Source organism: Ligilactobacillus agilis (genome assembly GCF_025311475.1).
Classification (GTDB): domain Bacteria; phylum Bacillota; class Bacilli; order Lactobacillales; family Lactobacillaceae; genus Ligilactobacillus; species Ligilactobacillus agilis.
On the sequence record NZ_CP104397.1, the window covers coordinates 1341699 to 1360849 of the forward strand.

Consider the following 19151-nt stretch of genomic DNA (forward strand, 5'->3'; position numbering starts at 1 on the left):
CTAATCCTTTACTTTGAAATATTCTAATAGTTCTGCCAACAAGCTAACATCATACCCCGCTTCTTTTAGGGGAACTAAGGCCTGGTTAGCAGCTGCTATCGTCTGGGCTAACTTGGTGTAAGCACCGTCCAAACCCAAAATCCCAGGGTAGGTATTCTTATGCTCCGCTTGGTCCTTATTAACCGCCTTGCCCAGCTGTTCTTCGGTACTAACCCGGTCTAAAATATCATCATAAATTTGAAAGGCCAAGCCAAAATTACGCCCATAGTTCTCTAGTGCCATTTGGATTGGCTGCTTAGCTTGGCAAATTACGCTCCCGGCCTGACAAGCATATACTAGCAAGGCGCCCGTTTTACCAGCGTGTACCTGCTCTAGTTCAGCTAAACTAAGAGCGGTTTTTTCCCCCTCAATGTCACCAACCTGACCATTAACCATTCCTTGGGGCCCAGCCGCGTAAGCCAGGTAATTTAATAGCTGAACTACTGTTTCTGCTGGTAATTTTACTTGACCCAACAGCTCAAAAGCCGTAGTTAGTAATCCATCCCCGGCTAAAACAGCTAACGCTTGCCCAAAAACCTTATGGTTAGTTGGTTTGCCCCGCCGTAAGTCATCATTATCCATTTCTGGTAGGTCATCATGAATCAGTGAGTAGGTATGAATTAACTCCAAACTAGCTGCTACCTGCAAGCTAGCTTGATTAAGCTGCCCATTTAAAGTCTTGATTACAGCTAAAATCAATAAGGGCCTAATTCGCTTACCACCCGCGTTTACTGAATACATCATCGCTTCTTTTAAGCGGGGGTAAGCGGCTAGCCTACTTAGGTAGTCCTGCAAACACGCCTCTACTTTAGGTAAATAGTAGGCGGCAAACTCATTCCAACTTTCCTTACTCATCCGAATCCCTCTCAAAGTTAACCTCTTCACCTTCGTCATTAATTACTTTAGTCAAGGTTTGTTCCGCCTTGGTCAAACTTGCTTCTAACGTCTTACTGAGCTTCATTCCCTCTTTAAACTGTTCCAAAGCGTCCTCTAAGGGAACGTTGCCCTGTTCCAACTGGTTAACAATTTGATCTAAGCGCGCTAAATTTTCTTCAAAAGTTGCTTGTTTTTCTGTCATTATTTTTCACCCTTTGTTACTGATAATATTTTAGCCGTAGCCTCACCATCAACCAAATGGAGAGTTACTTGATCATTTACGTGGAGGTCCTTACTTTGTTTAATCACCTGATCAGCGACTGTTACGTAACTAAAACCACGCCCCATGACCTTTAACGGGCTTAACATCTCTAAGGATTGGATACTCCTTAGCAAGTGCGTCTCATAGTCATGTAAATAGTGGGTCACCGCTTGAATTAGGCGCTCTTTTTGCCTTGCCAACGCTTGCTTTTCTAAAGCTAGGCGTTGCGCGGGCGTTTGTTGCAACAGCCTCTGGGTTAGATTAGCTGTTAGCTGCTTGTTTTGTTGAATTATTACAGCTAAGGCTTGAGTTTGTCTACTTTCTAACAAGTCTAACTTTTGTGCGTAGTTTTCATATAAACGCTGAGGTTGTTTAAAGATATAAGAATTCATCAACTTAGCAAGTTCCTGTTGGCGATAACGGATTAACTGACTAAAAGCCTGGGTTAGGCGGTTAGCTTGGGTTTTTAGTTTTACTAACTCCTCTTGTAAAACCGGAGTGGCTAATTCAGCCGCAGCCGTTGGGGTGGCCGCCCGTTGATCTGCAACTAAATCCGCAATGGTCGTATCGGTTTCATGCCCGACAGAAGAAATAACGGGAATTTGGCTGGCAACAATTGCGCGCGCAACCTTTTCCTCGTTAAACGGCCATAGGTCTTCAATCGAACCGCCACCCCGGCCGATAATAATCGTATCAAAATCGCCCCGGGCGTTGACTTCCTTTAAGCGGCCAATTAAGGAGTCAGCCGCGGCATCCCCTTGCACTACCGCTGGAAATAAAACTAGCTGGACTAAGGGATAGCGCCGCCTAGTGGTCGTAATAATATCCTTAATAACGGCTCCAGATTCAGAGGTAATGACTGCTATCTGCCTAGGAAACTTCACTAGCGGACGCTTTGGCCTTGAAAAGAGCCCCTCTGCAGCTAACTTAGCCTTTAACTGTTCGTAAGCCTGGTACAAGGCTCCAATTCCATCCGGCTGCATCTCATCGATAATAATTTGATAATTACCATTGGCCTCGTAAAGGTCAACCCTGCCTGTTACTAAGACCTTCATCCCGTTTTCCGGCTGAAATTTCAGCCGGTTGAAGCTGTACTCAAACATCACGACGTCAATTTTAGCCCCGTCGTCTTTGAGACTAAAGTACTGGTGACGAGGCCGCTTGCGAAAGTTAGAAATTTCTCCTGTTAAGTAAACCTTTTGCAAGTAAGGGTCACGCGTAAACTTAGCGTGGAGGTACTTGGTTAATGCACTAACCGTTAAATATTGGGAACTAGTAACCATCCTGTCCACTCTTTTCTGCAAATTCTACCGTCTGTTTCATGAGCATGGCAATTGTCATCGGACCAACCCCGCCAGGAACAGGGGTTAGATAGCTAGCTACGCCTTCAACTGTTTGGCGTTGCACATCGCCAACCAAATGACCGTCGGCTAAACGGTTAACCCCCACATCAATCACAACTGCCCCGGGCTTAATATCTGCGCCGGTTATCATCTCCGGCCTACCTGTAGCTACCACTAAGATGTCCGCTCGCTTCGTCACCGCGCGTAAGTCCTTCGTTTTACTATGAGCTACGGTTACAGTTGCATCAGCATTAAGCATCAATGCTACCATCGGCCGACCAACAATGTTACTTCTTCCGACAATAACCACTTCCTTACCGGCTGGTGAAATCCCATAAGCAGCTAGTAATTCCATGATACCCCTTGGCGTACATGGTAGCGAGTGAGGCATATTCATAAACAAGTGGCCCATATTAACCGGGTGGAACCCATCTACATCCTTACTTGGAAGAATTGCGTGGGTAACCTTGGCCTCATCAATATGTGCTGGAAGTGGAAGTTGTACTAAAATTCCATGAATATTAGGGTCCTCATTGTACTCATAAATCAAATCTAGCAAATCGGCTTCACTAACTGTTGCTGGTAAGAGATTATCAACCGTTTTAATTCCGATTTTTTCTGCAGCCCGGCGCTTATTTCTGACGTAAACCTGACTGGCAGGATCTTCTCCAACTAAAATAACCGCCAAACGCGGTACGATTTGCTTACTTGTCCAAAGTTCTTCTACCCTTTGTTTTAATTCAGCTTTAACTTCTTGTGCAAGTTTTTTGCCATCCATTATAACAGTCATTAAAAAACCTCACTTTAAACAAAATATTTAATCCTATTTTAGCATATTTAACCTAGCTCTGTCGGTGATAAACGACCGTTAAATAAAAAAGAGCACGACTGATTAGTCATGCTCCCATTATCATTATTTAAGCAAGTTTGACAAGACCCCGTTGATAAACCGGCGAGACTTATCATCACTAAACTCTTTTGCTAGTTGTAAAGCTTCATTTAACGCCACTTTAGCGGGAACAGCTTCTACAAATAGCATTTCGTAAGTCGCCAAGCGTAAAATCAATAAGTCAGTCTTATTCAACCGAGCTATCGACCACTTAGCATTCAAGTATTTTTCGATTTCAGCATCAAGTTGTGCTTGGTTAGTAATAACCCCTTCAACTAATTCGTACAGGTAAGGGGGCACGACTACTTCATCTGCTGAAGTTAATTGTGCCACTAATTCATCACAGACAGCTCGAATATCAGCTTCGGGATTACTGCTTAAAGCAAACAGAGCTTGAAAAGCTAAAACCCGCACTTCATGTCTATTAATAGTCACTATTTCTTCTCTCCGTCTTCTTCGCCAAACAAATTATTCGGATCAACAGTTGGTTCTTGCTTCTCAGGAACGACCCCTTGGATGTGGACATCAACTTGAGTTAGTTCTAAACCAGTCATAAACAAGACCTGTTGCCTTACTTTTTCTTGAATTGCTAAAGCTACTTTAGGTACAGACACCCCATAGTTTAAGAAAGCATAAACGTCTACCTTTAATTCACCGTTAGTTTGGTCTAATTTAACACCCTTACCACGGCTTTGACGACCAAATAATTCAGAAAAACTATTGGCAAGCGAACCTCGCATTGAATAAACGCCTTCCACCTTATTAGCGGCAATCCCAATAATCACTTCAATAACTTCTGGGGCAATCCGCACTTCGCCTAAACTAGGTTCGTTACTTGCCAAGACAATTTTATTATCTTCAGCCAAAACAAAAACCTCCCTTGCAAATAGCTAACTAGGCACGTGAAATATAAGTACCATCAGCGGTATTAATTGTTAAAATATCTCCTTCGTTAACGAAGAATGGCACTTGAACAACTAAACCAGTTTCCATTGTTGCTGGCTTGGAACCACCTGAAGAAGTATCGCCCCGAATACCAGGTTCTGTTTCCTTAACTTCAAGGTCAACTGTGTTAGGTAATTCAACCCCTAAAGTTTCGGAACCAAACATAATGATGCTTACCACCATGTTTTCTTTCAAGTACTTCAATTCGTCTTGAATCCGTGCACCTGGTAATTCAAGTTGTTCATATGTTTCTGTATCCATGAAGACATAGTTGTCGCCATCGGCATAAAGATATTGCATCTTCTTGCGGTCGATTTGTGCTTGTTCAACTTTTTCACCTGCACGGAAAGTCTTTTCTTGAACCCCACCGTTACGCAAGTTCTTCAACTTAGAACGTACAAAGGCACTCCCCTTACCAGGCTTAACATGTTGGAATTCAACCACACGCCATAATTCACCATCAACTTGGATGGTCAAACCATTTTTGAAATCATTAACTGAAATCATAAGATCCTCCTCATTTTTATCCGTTCTTAACTAAGACAGATTCTTCCATACACTCCATAATAGCAAGAACTAACCCCTAATTGCAAGCCATTTTATAGCTCTTGGTAGTTTCTCCCAAAGTTTGTTAGGATTTCATACCCGGCTTCTGTAACCAAGATATCATCCTCAATCCTAACTCCCCCTATATTTGGTAAGTAAATCCCTGGCTCAATGGTAATTACTTGCCCCGCCTGTAATACATCATCATAACGCGCACCAACATTAGGTAATTCATGGATGCTAAGTCCAATTCCATGACCCATCCCGTGGTTGAAAAACTCCCCGTAGCCAGCCTGTGAAATAAAATCCCGGCCAATCCGATCCAACTCTTTACCACTGACTCCTGCCTTAATGGCTTGAATTGTTAGGGCCCGGGCCTCATCAACTACCTGGTAGATTGTTCGTACTTCTGCCGGTTGGCTACCATAAGCAAAGGTCCTAGTGACATCGGAAGTGTAGCCGTTTAGGTAGTAACCGTAATCCAACGTAATTAGGTCACCTTTTTTTACTAACTTATCGCTAGCAGTTCCGTGGGGCCAAGCCGTACGGAGCCCACTTGCCACAATTGTTTCAAAGGACTTATCACTAGCCCCATTACTCTTCATAAAGTAATCTAGCTCTGTTGCTAGCTGGCGTTCCGTCCATTGAGTACTTTGCTGAAATTTAGTTAGCAAGTAGTCATAGCTTTGACCCGCCAGTTTACAAGCAGCCTTAATCTTTACGATTTCGTCTCTATCCTTAACTGAGCGAATCTTTTCTAACAGGTTAGGCAAGGCCACTAAATCGCTAGTTAAGTTTTCATCCAGGTAGTCGTATTGCCAGTAGGGTAGCTGCGCTTCGAACCCTAGGGCCACTAATTTTTCTTTTGCTACCAATTCACATGCTGCCTGTAAATAATTACGTGTAATCACGTGTTGCCAAGTTTCTGCCTGCTTTTTTAACTGTAGTTCAAACCGAGCATCCGTAATCACATACTTATTTTGTTCGGTAATTAGTAAGAGGCCATCATCGCCCGTGAAGCCACTAAAATAAAAAATATTTGCAGGTTCCGTCACCAAAAAACAGTCGACACTAGCCCGTGCCATTTCTAAGCGTAATTTTTCAACTCTGTCTTTCATCTTTACCACCTCATTTTAAATTATAACATTTTTCTTTTTTTAGACTTGCATTAATTTTAACTGTGTGTATAATTTAATTAAAATTAAATAACGGTTATAAAACGTAGAAAAAGACCAGTAACTTTATTATAGATAACTTACAGAGAGTCCCGGTTGCTGCAAGGGGATAGTTATTGATAAAGCGAATATCACTTTGAGTTCCGCGGTGAAATCAGTAGCTAGCGGTGGGAACAAGCCCATTACAGCTTGGTGTAGTTAAAACACAGCTACATTCCGAGGTTGTTAGTGCGAACTAACAGCGAATAAAAGGTGGTAACACGTCTAGACGTCCTTTAGCTTATTAGCTAAGGGCTTTTTTTATAGCCAAAATTCAAGAAAGAGGTTGATTTTTATGAAGTTTACAGTTGTTGGTGCAGGTGCAATGGGATTACGTTACGGGGTCTTATTACAAGAAGCAGGAAATGAAGTAGAATTTGTCGATGCCTGGGAGCCCCACGTTAATAAAATGAAAGAAAATGGGGGCGTCTATGTTACCCGCGATCGCCAAAATCGCCACTTAGTCCCTGTTAAGGTTTATACCCCCGAAGAATATACTAATACTGACGCCGATGTTTTAATTTTCTTTTTGAAGCAAATGCAACTGGCTGATATGCTCGAAAGGTGCAAGCACTTCTTCACTCCTGACCAATACGTACTTACCGGTATGAACGGCATGGGCCACGTTGAAAAACTGTTGAACTACTTTGACGGTAGCAAGTTAATTGCTGGGACCGCCCTCATTGCCACTATCCTCAAAGCCCCTGGCGAAGTCGACTTTGTCGGCAAAGTTGGCGCAGGCTCAATGAACCTAGCCAATTACACGGAAGAACCAGACGAAATGACCCATAAAGTCGTAGCCGAATTAGCCAAAGCCAATATTAATCCAACCTTGACTACTAATTTCCAGGGAACCCTCATGGCTAAAGTGGTTTTCAATTCCGTGGTTAATACCTTATGTACCCTCTTTGAAATCACTATGGGTGAATACGCCGCCTTTGAAAAAGCAGACGAACTATCATTAGCGTTGATTAACGAAGCCTATGATGTTTGCGAACGTGCGGGCGTTAAAATGTTAAACAGCCGTCAAGAAGAACTAGACACCGTTAACTACGTAAGTAAGGTAGCTAACCCGCTTCACTATCCTTCCATGTATCAAGATATGAGTAAAAATCGTCCGACCGAAGTTGACTACATCAACGGCTACCTAGTCGACTTAGGGCGTAAGTACAACTACGAAGCACATACCCACGCCTTCTTAACCAACCTCGTGCACCTAGCGGAACATACCCGCCAACAACGCCAAAACTAGGCATAACCTACAAATAAACTTCCTTTAGAGTAGGTCCTAAAACACCTTACTCTAAAGGAAGTTTTTGTTTACTAAGAAAAATGTCCCTAACATGTCCCCATTTTGATAAACCATAAAAAATAGTCCTTTGAAAACCTTGTTCAACCAAGGTCTTCAAAGGACTACCAATTTAATTATTCAGCAACAGGGTAAACTGAAACTTGTTTCTTGTCGCGGCCTTTACGTTCGAATTTAACGACACCATCAACTTTAGCAAATAAAGTGTTGTCGCCACCCATACCAACGTTAACCCCTGGGTAAATACGAGTACCACGTTGACGGTAAAGGATTGAACCACCTGTAACAGTTTGACCGTCAGCACGCTTTGCGCCTAAACGCTTTGAACGTGAGTCACGACCGTTAGCTGTGGAACCGCCCCCCTTTTTGTGGGCGAAGTATTGTAGGTTCAATAACATATCAGTGCACCTCCCGGAAACTAATCTAAACTAATATATTTCTGATATTCTGCTTGCTTGACTAAATCGCTGATCCCAAGCTCTAATGCAGCTAATAAAATTTGAACACCCGGTTTGTCAAGATCTTTCGTTCCAACCTCTAAGCGTAAAAAACCACCTTCAGTCGAATCCTCTACCACCAGGGGTTTAATCTTAACAAGTTGCTCCAAACTATTAACCGTATTAATCGCCAAAACGGAAACAGCCGCACACACAATGTCAAAGCCAGAGTCGGCATAACCGGCATGCCCGTACATTTCGAAGGCAGTGATTAAATCACCCTTCTTAGTAAACTTTGCATGTATCATGTAATCTCTTCTTTAAATTAAGCGTTGATTGCATCGATAACAACCTTAGTGTAAGGTTGACGGTGACCCTTCTTTGTGTGTGAGTGCTTCTTAGGCTTGTACTTGAAAGTAACAACTTTCTTAGCACGGCCTTGCTTTTCAACAGTACCTGTAACAGTAGCACCTTCAACTAATGGTGTACCAATAACAGTCTTTTCACCACCAACGAAAACTACTTGATCAAAAGTAACTGTTTCACCTGCATTAGCAGCCAACTTTTCAACGTAGATAGCTTGACCAGCTTCTACCTTAAGTTGCTTACCACCTGTCTTAATAATTGCGTACATTAATGTGCACCTCCTTGTTTATACTTAGACTCGCCGTAATGTAGTGATTTGCCTTAGCAAATGCTTAGAAAACTTAAAACGAGCGGTTGCAGCTGTGACATGCACAAATACAACATTGATAGCTTATCAAATATTTATCTAAACGTCAAGCAGTTTTGTGATTTAAAACTGATTTTTTTCACGCTGCTTTTTCAATTTAAAAACCAATCTTAAAAACTTGTTTTTAAGATAAAAATATTCTAAGATATTCATTAATAAGGTAGGAGACTGCCAACTTTTTATTACAGAAATGAGGAACTGTAGATGAATGAAAAGTTAAGAGTCGGCGTTTTAGGCGCCACTGGAATGGTTGGCCAACGCTTTGTGGCCATGCTTGAAAATCACCCCTGGTTTGAGGTAACTACTTTAGCTGCTAGCCCTCGTAGTGCGGGTAAGACTTATGCCCAAGCTGTTGACGGCCGCTGGAAAATGGAAACCCCTATTCCTGAAGCCATTAAGGACTTAAAAATCTTAGATGTCAGCGAAGTTGAAAAAGTCGCTGCTCAAGTTGACTTCGTCTTTTCCGCTGTCAGCATGTCAAAAGATGAAATCAAAGCCATCGAAGAAGCCTATGCTAAAACAGAAACACCTGTAGTTTCTAATAATAGTGCCCACCGTTGGACACCAGATGTGCCAATGGTCGTACCAGAAATCAATCCTGAGCACTTTAAGGTCATCGACTACCAACGCAAACGGTTGGGAACCAAGCGGGGCTTCATTGCGGTTAAACCTAACTGCTCTATTCAAAGCTATGCCCCTGCCCTTTCTGCCTGGTTAAAATTCGAACCTTACGAAGTGATTGCTTCTACTTACCAAGCAATTTCAGGTGCCGGTAAAAACTTTGATGATTGGCCAGAAATGAAGGGCAACATCATTCCATTTATTTCCGGTGAAGAAGAAAAATCAGAAAAGGAACCACTAAAGATTTGGGGTCAACTGGATGAAGCTAAGGGAGAAATCGTCCCCGCTACTAGTCCCGTAATTACAAGCCAATGTATTCGGGTCCCAATCCTTTATGGACACACTGCTACGGTTTTTGTTAAGTTTAAACAAAATCCTACTAAAGAAGAACTAGTGGCTGCCCTTGAATCCTACCAAGGTTTACCACAAAGCCTAAACCTCCCAAGTGCCCCTAAGCAATTCATCCAATACCTTTCTGAAGATGACCGTCCTCAAGTCGCTAAGGACGTCAACTTCGAAAATGGGATGGGTATTTCCATTGGACGCTTGCGTAAGGACTCTGTTTACGACTGGAAGTTCGTCGGACTTTCACACAACACTGCCCGTGGTGCTGCTGGTGGTGGTGTCTTGAGCGCAGAACTACTAACCGCCCAAGGTTACATTACTAAAAAATAACTATTACTAAAAGACGGACTAACTTGCTTGCTAAAAAATCAAGTTAGTCCGTCTTTTTATTTTGGGCAGCTAAAAAATAAAGAGGCAAGCCAAGCTTACCTCTCTACTCTGTATGCAATTTAATGAATCGGGAGAGATTCGAACTCTCGACCGTCCGCTTAGAAGGCGGATGCTCTATCCAGCTGAGCTACCGATCCATTACTCAACAACAATATTTATTGTATTGTATTTATTTTGGCATGTCAATTATTTTTTCAAAAAAGTTAGCCCCAAACAAAAAGATGCCTTGATAAGGCACCCTTTCAGTTTGTTATTTCTAAGCTTGTAAATATTGCGCTTCAATTTCGCCAGCTGTAAAACCTAAATCAACTAAGCCAAATTTCAAGAAAATATGCCAAGCGTGCACAAAGGCAGCTTGATTATTTTCAAAGTAACTTTTATTTAATTGTTGCTCTAAAATTAAATAAACGGTATTTAGTGATTGGCTCGCCCACTTTTGCTCAATTTGCGCAAGTAGCTCATCATCAACTAGCATCTTATAAGTCCACTTACGTTCGTTTGCAATCTGCAAAAAGGCTTGTAAGGCATTACAATAGGCTTGTAAAGCAGCTTGATTAGCTTGTATGCTCCCCATTAATTGGCCCAAATAGTAAATGACCAAGACATATTGTCCCGCCAGCTGTTCCTTTTCACTAAAAGTCTTACTTGGAACCAATGGCCGTAGGGGATAGTTACGCGCAAAGGTTAACATTTTCGTGATATCCATGATTACCCCTTAAAATAACGGTTATCCGTCCTAATTTCGATTGTGTCTAGATTTTCCAAGTACCAATCTTTTAAGAATTCATACTTAAATAATAAATCTAACCACGATAAGCAGTTAGCTTGATCTTGAACCTGCATTACCCAAGTATTTTCACTGTGGGCAAATAAGCTTAACCGGATGGTTGGTCCTAAGTCCAGGATGGCTTCCCCATCAATCCCCGTGGTCAACATATACCCGGCTTGCGAGGCCTTAATGAATAAACGGTCTAGAGCTTGTTGTGGTAGCTTAGAGCTAGTTAAAGGATAGAGCGCTTGGTTAGCAGCATCGAGGTAGCTAAAATCTACTTCGTAGCCGTAGTCTTCTTTGAAACACTTACCAACTGCAATTAATAAGTTAGCTAAGTTCTTGATTGCCTTAAACTGGTAACGTTTGCCGTAGTTAACAACCAGCAAGTTCGTCAGTGCCTGTGAGTTAAAGCTCAACAAGTGGCGCTTAAAGTTAATGTAAAATAGGCGCTGCTCCGTTTCCTTTTCGTAATAGTAAGCCCCAGCTGGGTCAGTTTCACTAGTTGCAAATAAAAAGTAACCAGCCTGACTGATTCCTTCAAAACTGTGGTGCAATTCTTTTTTACGCTCACTCGATTCTAAAATCATTGTGTTTGCTTGGTGTAATTGTAGTAGGCGTTGAAGAAAAATTAAATAAAAGTCAGACTTACTATATTGCTGTGGATAGACCAGGTAAGCACTGTCTAATTGATAAGTGCTTAAAGCCAAAGCTGCTTCAAGCAACTCGTCAGTATCCTTGGTCTCACTTAGGACATCCAAGATTTCCGTAAACCTTATTCCGGCGGCTAAGTTAGCTTTTAATTGCTGATTATATTCAATTAACCGTCCCTTAGCCGTGAGTGAGGCAGCATGCCCCTTAGTCTCATGGTGGCCATCGGGATAAAATACAGTTGTTTCATTCTTAGTTTCAGTCATCTGCTCTCACCCCCTTAGTAGCAATTAAATCGGCAATATAATCGCGGTATAAGGATGCCACCTTATCTTCAAACATTTCGAAGCTGCCAAACTTAGCAACAATACTTTGTTTTTCGTAACCGATTAAGGTGTCCTCTTTAGACAAGGCTAGCACCTTTTCTTCGTTTTCCCGAATCTGTTTATAAGCACGATTGGCTTTTTCGTCTAACTCTGCTAACTCAGTCAGTTCTTCAACTAGCCTTTGTTTAGCTTCTTTTTGCTCTGCTGCCTTCCAAAAACCTGACCGCTCCTGGTTAGTCCTTTTCATCTCTTCACGCAGCTCTTCCTTTTTAGCATCACGTTTATCCTGGTCATCAATTAAGGCCTGCAGGCGGTCGCTTTCCTCTGAAATCTGCTTAATCTTATCACTATTGAGCCGCTTATTTTCAGCTTCTAAAGCAAAGGCCCGGGCTAACTTACCATATTCACCTTCATCAAAGATAAACTTCACGTTTAAGACGTCCAGTTTGCCAAAGACCCGTCTTCCCCACCAATTACCAAAGTAAATTTGAAATTTCCCTACGGCAGTTTCTTCAAAGTAAAAGAACGGGTAGATTTCTCGTAGGTAAGCAATTAATTTATGACTTAAGAAATCGCTGATTTCAGGATGAACGTCATAGATTAATTGTTCATTTTCATCCCCACCGACATGGCGGGCCCTGGTAATCTCCTTGGCGTAGCGACCACCATCAATTAACTGATAGACCAGTCGATCATCTTTGTTAGCAATTGCTTCTTCCAAGGTTTGTAAATACTTAATCTTGTTAGCAAGTGCGCCAGCCAACGTAGCTTGAGTCTGCTTGGGGTCAGATAAACTAAATTGATTTGTATTCGCCATCCGTATCTCCTCTTATTCTTTAAGAATTATTTCTAAATTCCCATAAATTTCTTCCTTATAATTCATATTACAAACAAAACTAACATTTCGCAATCTTTGACCACTAAATTTTTAAATTTAATTTCTAAAATACTTACTAATTTATGTTAGTAACTTTGTCCTATCAAAAAATCCCCCTTAACTTTTTCAGTCAAAGGAGAAATTCAACATTATTTGGCTAAGTATTGGCGTTGGTTAGCTTTGATGCCAGTTAAAACGTAGGCTGAAGCATCATTTTGCCAATCAAAATCAATGTCAGCTGCTAAGGTTAGGCCAGCCTTATAGAGCTGTTCGTATTCGGCAACACTAACCTTAGTTCTAGCTTTCAAAGCGGCAGCATGTCCGCATAACATCCGTTCAAAACCTGGTTGCAAGATGCCACTATAAAATTCACCTTCGGCCCCTGAGCCATAGCTAAACAACCCTAACCGCTGGCCTGCCCGTAAGCTGTCACTATTTTCTAGTAGTGACAGTAAACTTAAGTATAGCGAGCCGGTATAGAGGTTGCCCACCTGGCGGTTGTAGCTGCGGGCTGCTTCAAATTCATGACTCAAGTGGGTAGCAATCTGATCATCTGCTCCTTCAATCGCTAAGCGCAAGGCCTTCAAGCCCATCTTGGTATAAGGTAAATGGAATAAGAGGGCAGCAAAATCCTGTAACTGTAAGCCGGTCTTTGATTGGTAAGCGGAAAAAACTTCTTGGAAAAAGTCCAAATAAACATTAGAAGAATATTTACCATCTACTAAAGCTTCCATATGCCCTAAGGGTCTCCAGAAATCCATAATGTCTTTAGTTAAGTAGCTAGCATCCTCTTCTAATGCCAAAATCCTAGGGTTAGCAGTCACTAACAGTGCAACTGCCCCGCCCCCTTGGGTTGGCTCACCAGGCGTATTTAACCCATAGCGGGCAATGTCTGCCCCAATAACTAGTACCTTGCTTTGCGGATTTAGTGCAATGTGTCCCTTGGCAAGTTGGAGGCCGGCCGTGGCCCCATAACAAGCTTGTTTTAATTCAATTGCCCGAATATTGGCCTTTAAACCTAGTAATTCGCTGAGATAAGCAGCTGCAGACTTAGAATTATCTACCCCAGATTCGGTTGCAAACAAGACTAGTTCTACCTGGTCTTTGTCGTCGGCCGTTAAGATTTTACTAGCAGCACTAGCAGCCAGGGTAACCACGTCTTGACTAGGCGGAATTACTGCCATTTTACTTTGACCAATTCCGATTAAATATTTATTGGGATCAACATTTCGTGCCTCTGCCAATTCTGTCATATCAACATACAAATTAGAAGTGGCAAAGCCAATCTTATCAATTCCGATTTTCATTTATTTGTCCTGCTTTCTATAAAGAATAATCTTTTTCTATTATGCCACATTTCACTTAGCATGTGTTAGTATAAAGGTAAACAAGCATACGGGAGGGATTGCTATGCAAGCTGCAAAGTTAACTGTCTTTGGCATCGTACAAGGTGTCGGTTTTCGCTATATGACCAAGCAGGTGGCTGACGAACTAGGCGTAGTCGGTTTTGTCAAAAATCGAGTTGATGGCTCTGTTTACATCGAAGCCCAAGCAGAACCGCTAACCCTATATAAATTCATCAGCCAGATTAAAGCTGGTCCCAGTCCGGCCGGACACGTTGACCACGTTTCGGTCACCGAAATGAAACCTAAGGACTATCAAGATTTTCGGGTCGAATTTTATTAAAAATTCCCTTTTCTCAGCCTACCGCGATTGCAAAAAAAACAAGCTTACAGTATAGTTAAAGACGGTAGTCTATTTTGAAAGGGAATGAACAATGAAAAGAAAAAAATATTTAACATTAGGCTCACTATTCGTCATGGTCAGCCTATTTCTAAGTGGCTGTGTCCAACGAACAGCTAGTGGTAAACCATACGGTTTCGTGTATGAAAAGTTAGCTGTCCCAACACAACATATTATGGATGCCCTCTCTAACTGGCTAGGGGGGAGCGGTAATAGCTACGGTTGGGCTATTATCTTAATCACCTTTATTGTCCGCTTAGTTTTGATGCCGGTTATGCTCAGTCAGTTAAAAAAGAGCACGATTCAACAAGAAAAACTCGGCTCAATTAGACCTCAATTAAATGATATCCAAAAGCGTCAAAAGGAAGCCAAAACCCCTGAAGAGCGTGCCCAAATTAGTCAAGAAATGATGGCCTTATACAAAGAAAACAACATTTCGATGACGGGCGGAATTGGTTGCTTACCATTGCTTATCCAAATGCCAATCTTTGCCGCCCTCTATGCCGCTATCCAGTATTCCGAATTACTATCTAAGTCGACCTTTTACGGAATTAACTTGGGGCAACGAAGTTTTACCTTTGTGATTTTGACTTTCTTAATCTACGCACTCCAAGGCTGGTTGTCACTTCAAGGCGTTTCCGAAGAACAAAAGAAGCAAATGTCTTCTATGATGATTGTCAGCCCCGTAATGTTGGCCTTTATGACTTACATTTCTCCAGCCGGTTTAGGACTTTACTTCTTTGTTGGGGGGATTTTCGCATGTATCCAAACTCTGTTAATTAACATCATGCGTCCGCGCATTCGGGCTAACATTGAAGCAGAACTTAAAGCCAAACCTGCTAAAACGGTGATTGCTAAAGAAAGCCAACCAACTGTCGTTAAGCAACCAGCTAAGGCTAGTGCTCCTAAAACCCATAATCGAAAGCGCAATGCCGGTAAGCAAAGACATAAGCATAAGTAAAAAGTAGCACTAAAAAAATCCGACTCCCAAATGGGAATCGGATTTTTTTAAGCTTTATTTTCAGTTTCTTTAGGTTCTGTAACCAAAGGTAACGTTATTCTAAAAACAGACCCCTGGTTAACAACACTTTCAACAGCTAATTTACCATGATAACCTTCAATTAGTCTGCGAGCAATCGCTAAGCCTAAGCCATTACCACCCTTGTCACGACTACGTGCTTTATCAACCCGGTAGAAGCGGTCAAATATCTTAGCTAGGTTTTCTTCAGAAATACCTTCACCAAAATCTTGAACTACTATTTGAACGTGGCGTTGGTCTTTCGCCATCGTCATATGAACTTCCTTGCGTTCCCGTGAATACTTAACCGCATTATCCATCAAAATAATTAGAACTTGTTCTAAGTGATTCCGATAAATCTTGGTAATGGTTGGTTTTTTCAAGTCATTATCAAGTACAAAAGTAAATTCGGGATGTATCATTTGAAAGTTATTAAAGACCTGCAAACCGACCTCACGTGCATCTGTCTCCTCTTGGGCAAACTGAACTTCCACTTGTTCGGCCCGCGACAAATCTAACATCTCTTGAACCAAACTCTTCATGCGGGTAATTTCTTGTAAGGAAGCGGCAATCGATTCACTTAAAATCTCAGGGTCGTCTTTTCCCCAGCGATTCAACAGGTCTAAATGGCCTTGAATGATGGCCACAGGAGTCCGCAACTCATGGGAGACGTCCTCAACAAATTGCTGCTGCTGTTCGATGTAGCGTTGCATCCGATCTAACATATCGTTAAATAGTAAACTCAGCTCAGATAATTCATCGTGTTGGTTTAAGACCGGTACCCGTACATTGGCCAAGGCGTCCCCTTCTTCGTCGTCATTAATCTTACCGATTGTCTCATTTAGAAGATCAACCGGACGTAAGAGCCATGAAGATAAACCATAGGCTAACATCCCACTCGCCAATGCAGCGGTAAGTCCAAAGACAAGGAAGATTAACATTAACTTACGCTTGGTGTTATCATAGTCAATCAACCTATTGGTAACTTGAACATAACCAATCACTTGGTGGGTGGCTTTGGACTTGACCACTTGGCTAGTCACAAAAACACTAACCCCATCAATTTTAGTTAGATGATCGACATTAGAACCATCCTTATGAAACTTAACAGGCACCTTACGCGAGGCAAAAATTTCATCCCCTGACAGGTTATACACACTCAAACCAATATTTTTACGCGATAAAGTCACAAAGACCGAATCACTATACAATACTGATGGGCGCGCTGTTGATCTAACTTCTGCCAAAGCCGAACTTAAATCAGTCCTAACTTTATCTGCCGTAAGTTCATTATCGTTGACAGCCAGCTTATTAATAGCAGTCGATAATGCTTCACTAGCATACTGCTGTTCTTGTCGCAATAACAAGCTGGAAAAACTTTGATAAAGTAGCACCGAAAAGACCAAGAAAATCAATAACACTCCTAGCCCTGTCGCCACCGACCATTTTAACTTCAGGGAAAAAAAGTGCTTATCCTCGCGGGGAGTTTTTCTTACTTCCATCTTAGGAACGCATTACATATCCTGTTCCACGCACAGTTTGGATGTAGCTATCTTCACCTGGTCGATCAATTTTGTTGCGTAGATAACGGATATATACATCTACCACATTTGTTTCAATTTGAGTCTCGTAGCCCCAAACCTTCTTAAGTAAAACGTCACGTGCCAAGACCACGTTAACATTTTCCATCAAAGCTAATAATAACTCGTATTCACGCTTAGTTAATTCGATGATTTCATCGCCACGACGAACCACACGGTTTTCTTTTTCAATCGTTAAGTCACGGTAAGTAACGGTAGTTTGCTTAGAAGCATTTTGTTCGCTTTCTAAATCTACCCGCCGTAATACCGCGCGTAAACGAGCCAATAATTCTTCGATTGCAAATGGCTTAACAATATAATCGTCTGCACCATGATCCAAGCCAGAAACCCGGTCAATAACGGAGTCACGCGCAGTCATCATAATAATTGGGGTGTTTTTTACTTGGCGGACACGGCGGCAGACTTCTAACCCGTTTAATTCTGGCAACATTAAGTCTAGCAAAATTGCATCCCAATCTTTTTCTAACGCTACCTCTAAGCCTTCACGCCCATTTTTGCATGCAAATGTGTCGTAGCCTTCGTGTTGTAATTCTAATTCGACAAAACGAGCAAGGTTTTTTTCATCTTCGATAATCAAAATTTTACTCATTAATTGTTTTCCTCCTAATTTTAATTAACTTTTTGTTTGGATTATTACTTTTCTTTAACCTACATTTGCAATTTTACCATTTTATTGCCGGTTTTCCTATATATAATTCTCATTAGTAGGATAAATTCATTAAAAAATCCCAATTAAAGCAAAAAGAGCCAGCCCTAACAACTAGCTCTTCTTGTTTAAACATCAATTTTTATTCTTCGTGATACCATTCGTAGTGGAAGCTACCTTCACGGTCAGTCCGTTCATAAGTATGAGCACCAAAGTAATCACGTTGAGCTTGGATAATATTAGCAGGTAAGACTGCAGAACGATATTGATCGTAGTAAGTAATTGCAGCTGTAAAACCAGGGCAAGCAACGCCGGCTTTAATTGCTAAGGCAGCCACATCTCTAACGGCATCTTGGTACTTAGCGGTAATATCCTTGAAGTAGTCATCTAACATCAAGTTCTTCAAATCCTCATTACGTTCAAAGGCATCCGTAATCTTTTGAAGGAATTGGGCCCGAATAATGCAGCCTTCACGCCAAATCATTGCCAATTGGCCAAACTTCAAATCCCAATCATAGTGTTCTGAAGCCAAGCGTAATTGTTCAAACCCTTGTGCATATGACATAATCTTGCTAAAGTACAATGCCTTGCGGATTTTTTCAATGTAAGCTTGCTTATCTAATTCACCGATTGTAGCTTTAGGTGCTGGTAAAACTTCACTAGCAGCTACCCGTTCGTCCTTAAAGGTAGAAATATAGCGGGCATATACTGATTCAGTAATTAAGGATTGTGGTACCCCTAATTCCAATGCACTTTGGGAACTCCACTTACCAGTCCCCTTATTACCAGCCCGGTCCAAAATCATGTCAACGATTGGCTTATCACTACCTAAGTCATCCTTACGAGTAAGGATGTCAGCGGTGATATCGATTAAGTAACTGTTTAACTCTGAAGACCGCCAGTCTTCGAAAATCTTGGCAATTTCTTCATTAGACAAGCCCAATACGTTGCGTAACAAGTTATATGATTCCGCGATTAATTCCATATCACCGTATTCAATCCCGTTATGAACCATCTTAACATAGTGCCCTGCACCATTAGGCCCAATGTAAGTTACACATGGCTTACCGTCTTCAGCCTTAGCAGCAATTTGTTCTAAAATTGGAGCGACAAGGTCGTATGCTTCCTTTTGACCACCTGGCATCAATGATGGTCCTTCTAAGGCGCCCTTTTCACCACCAGAAACACCCATACCGATGAAGTTAATATCAGAATTGTCTAATTCTTGGTTACGGCGAATGGTATCTTCAAAGAAGGTATTACCACCATCAATTAAAACGTCACCCTTTTCAAGGTAAGGCATTAATTGCTTGATAGTCGCGTCAGTTGCTTTACCAGCCTTAACCATCATAATAATTCGTCTTGGCTTTTCTAGTGATTTAACAAAGTCTTCGATTGTATAACTTGGTACCAAGTTCTTGTCTGGGTGATCAGCTACAACCTTTTCTGTCTTTGAACCAGTCCGGTTATAAACAGCCACTGTGTAGCCCCGGCTTTCAATATTTAAAGCCAAATTCTTCCCCATAACAGCCATTCCGATGACACCAATTTGTGGTTTATCCATTTTGAAA

The 19151-nt window shown here is 41.7% G+C and carries 22 protein-coding genes, 1 tRNA gene and 2 other annotated features; of the genes, 4 read left to right on the top strand and 19 right to left on the bottom strand.

What is annotated here, in order from left to right; all coding sequences use genetic code 11:
• The 8 genes from N4597_RS06675 to N4597_RS06710 form a co-directional block, all read right to left on the bottom strand.
• The gene (locus N4597_RS06675; RefSeq protein ID WP_192944516.1) at window positions 1-894 is read right to left on the bottom strand and encodes a polyprenyl synthetase family protein; all 894 of its coding nucleotides are present in this window, start codon (window positions 892-894) and stop codon (window positions 1-3) included.
• The gene (locus N4597_RS06680) at window positions 887-1117 is read right to left on the bottom strand and encodes an exodeoxyribonuclease VII small subunit (RefSeq protein WP_056976870.1); all 231 of its coding nucleotides are present in this window, start codon (window positions 1115-1117) and stop codon (window positions 887-889) included. Before N4597_RS06680 ends, N4597_RS06675 begins: the two co-directional genes overlap by 8 nt.
• Window positions 1117-2460, bottom strand: coding sequence for an exodeoxyribonuclease VII large subunit (xseA, locus tag N4597_RS06685; RefSeq protein WP_260903031.1), 1344 nt, complete (start codon window positions 2458-2460; stop codon window positions 1117-1119). The genes N4597_RS06680 and xseA overlap by 1 nt, the downstream gene beginning before the upstream one ends.
• The gene (gene folD, locus N4597_RS06690) at window positions 2450-3310 is read right to left on the bottom strand and encodes a bifunctional methylenetetrahydrofolate dehydrogenase/methenyltetrahydrofolate cyclohydrolase FolD (RefSeq protein WP_056976868.1); all 861 of its coding nucleotides are present in this window, start codon (window positions 3308-3310) and stop codon (window positions 2450-2452) included. The genes xseA and folD overlap by 11 nt, the downstream gene beginning before the upstream one ends.
• Before the next feature lie 123 nt (window positions 3311-3433).
• Entirely contained in the window at window positions 3434-3844 is a 411-nt protein-coding gene (nusB, locus tag N4597_RS06695; protein ID WP_050612434.1) for a transcription antitermination factor NusB, read from the bottom strand.
• The gene (locus N4597_RS06700; protein ID WP_050612435.1) at window positions 3844-4275 is read right to left on the bottom strand and encodes an Asp23/Gls24 family envelope stress response protein; all 432 of its coding nucleotides are present in this window, start codon (window positions 4273-4275) and stop codon (window positions 3844-3846) included. The genes nusB and N4597_RS06700 overlap by 1 nt, the downstream gene beginning before the upstream one ends.
• A gap of 28 nt (window positions 4276-4303) precedes the next feature.
• Window positions 4304-4861, bottom strand: a complete 558-nt coding sequence (gene efp, locus N4597_RS06705) for an elongation factor P (RefSeq protein ID WP_050612436.1) — start codon at window positions 4859-4861, stop codon at window positions 4304-4306.
• A 92-nt stretch (window positions 4862-4953) separates the two neighbouring features.
• Window positions 4954-6027 carry a M24 family metallopeptidase gene (locus tag N4597_RS06710; protein ID WP_260903035.1) on the bottom strand — a complete coding sequence of 358 codons (1074 nt, stop codon included), beginning with the start codon at window positions 6025-6027 and terminating at the stop codon, window positions 4954-4956.
• An 86-nt stretch (window positions 6028-6113) separates the two neighbouring features.
• Window positions 6114-6354: a binding site (T-box leader), on the top strand.
• 55 nt (window positions 6355-6409) lie between these two features.
• Between N4597_RS06710 and N4597_RS06715 the strand changes: the two genes are divergently transcribed.
• The gene (locus N4597_RS06715; RefSeq protein WP_089144343.1) at window positions 6410-7366 is read left to right on the top strand and encodes a ketopantoate reductase family protein; all 957 of its coding nucleotides are present in this window, start codon (window positions 6410-6412) and stop codon (window positions 7364-7366) included.
• Between the two features lie 173 nt (window positions 7367-7539).
• On the opposite strand, the gene rpmA is transcribed toward N4597_RS06715, so the two are convergent.
• From rpmA to rplU, 3 genes are read right to left on the bottom strand one after another with little or no spacing between them, the layout of a single operon-like run.
• Window positions 7540-7821, bottom strand: coding sequence for a 50S ribosomal protein L27 (rpmA, locus tag N4597_RS06720; protein ID WP_050612439.1), 282 nt, complete (start codon window positions 7819-7821; stop codon window positions 7540-7542).
• Between the two features lie 20 nt (window positions 7822-7841).
• On the bottom strand, window positions 7842-8168 hold the full coding sequence (locus tag N4597_RS06725; RefSeq protein WP_172585733.1) for a ribosomal-processing cysteine protease Prp: 327 nt from the start codon (window positions 8166-8168) through the stop codon (window positions 7842-7844).
• A 17-nt stretch (window positions 8169-8185) separates the two neighbouring features.
• Entirely contained in the window at window positions 8186-8494 is a 309-nt protein-coding gene (gene rplU / locus N4597_RS06730) for a 50S ribosomal protein L21 (RefSeq protein WP_050612441.1), read from the bottom strand.
• Window positions 8495-8510: 16 nt separating this feature from the next.
• Window positions 8511-8592, bottom strand: a sequence feature (ribosomal protein L21 leader region).
• Between the two features lie 205 nt (window positions 8593-8797).
• Here rplU and asd point away from each other — a divergent pair.
• Window positions 8798-9889 carry an aspartate-semialdehyde dehydrogenase gene (gene asd / locus N4597_RS06735; RefSeq protein WP_260903043.1) on the top strand — a complete coding sequence of 364 codons (1092 nt, stop codon included), beginning with the start codon at window positions 8798-8800 and terminating at the stop codon, window positions 9887-9889.
• Between the two features lie 123 nt (window positions 9890-10012).
• On the opposite strand, the gene N4597_RS06740 is transcribed toward asd, so the two are convergent.
• From N4597_RS06740 to N4597_RS06760, 5 genes are all read right to left on the bottom strand, one after another.
• Window positions 10013-10086, bottom strand: a tRNA-Arg gene (locus tag N4597_RS06740).
• Window positions 10087-10205: 119 nt separating this feature from the next.
• On the bottom strand, window positions 10206-10655 hold the full coding sequence (locus N4597_RS06745) for a hypothetical protein (protein WP_089144345.1): 450 nt from the start codon (window positions 10653-10655) through the stop codon (window positions 10206-10208).
• Between the two features lie 2 nt (window positions 10656-10657).
• Entirely contained in the window at window positions 10658-11635 is a 978-nt protein-coding gene (locus tag N4597_RS06750; protein WP_260903045.1) for a hypothetical protein, read from the bottom strand.
• A complete protein-coding gene (locus N4597_RS06755) occupies window positions 11628-12512 on the bottom strand; it encodes an exonuclease SbcC (protein ID WP_260903047.1) in 885 nt (294 codons plus the stop codon). Before N4597_RS06755 ends, N4597_RS06750 begins: the two co-directional genes overlap by 8 nt.
• Before the next feature lie 209 nt (window positions 12513-12721).
• Entirely contained in the window at window positions 12722-13879 is a 1158-nt protein-coding gene (locus N4597_RS06760; RefSeq protein WP_056976521.1) for a hydroxymethylglutaryl-CoA synthase, read from the bottom strand.
• A gap of 103 nt (window positions 13880-13982) precedes the next feature.
• Here N4597_RS06760 and N4597_RS06765 point away from each other — a divergent pair, with 103 nt between their 5' ends.
• Both N4597_RS06765 and yidC read left to right on the top strand, forming a co-directional pair.
• Window positions 13983-14258, top strand: a complete 276-nt coding sequence (locus N4597_RS06765) for an acylphosphatase (RefSeq protein ID WP_050612447.1) — start codon at window positions 13983-13985, stop codon at window positions 14256-14258.
• A 91-nt stretch (window positions 14259-14349) separates the two neighbouring features.
• Complete coding sequence (gene yidC / locus N4597_RS06770) at window positions 14350-15276, top strand: membrane protein insertase YidC (protein ID WP_056976520.1); 927 nt, start codon at window positions 14350-14352, stop codon at window positions 15274-15276.
• Between the two features lie 47 nt (window positions 15277-15323).
• On the opposite strand, the gene N4597_RS06775 is transcribed toward yidC, so the two are convergent.
• From N4597_RS06775 to gndA, 3 genes are all read right to left on the bottom strand, one after another.
• The gene (locus N4597_RS06775; RefSeq protein WP_089144349.1) at window positions 15324-16835 is read right to left on the bottom strand and encodes a HAMP domain-containing sensor histidine kinase; all 1512 of its coding nucleotides are present in this window, start codon (window positions 16833-16835) and stop codon (window positions 15324-15326) included.
• 1 nt (window position 16836) lies between these two features.
• On the bottom strand, window positions 16837-17523 hold the full coding sequence (locus tag N4597_RS06780; RefSeq protein WP_050612450.1) for a response regulator transcription factor: 687 nt from the start codon (window positions 17521-17523) through the stop codon (window positions 16837-16839).
• Between the two features lie 199 nt (window positions 17524-17722).
• Complete coding sequence (gene gndA / locus N4597_RS06785; RefSeq protein ID WP_260903049.1) at window positions 17723-19144, bottom strand: NADP-dependent phosphogluconate dehydrogenase; 1422 nt, start codon at window positions 19142-19144, stop codon at window positions 17723-17725.
• Between the last annotated feature and the right edge of the window lie 7 nt (window positions 19145-19151).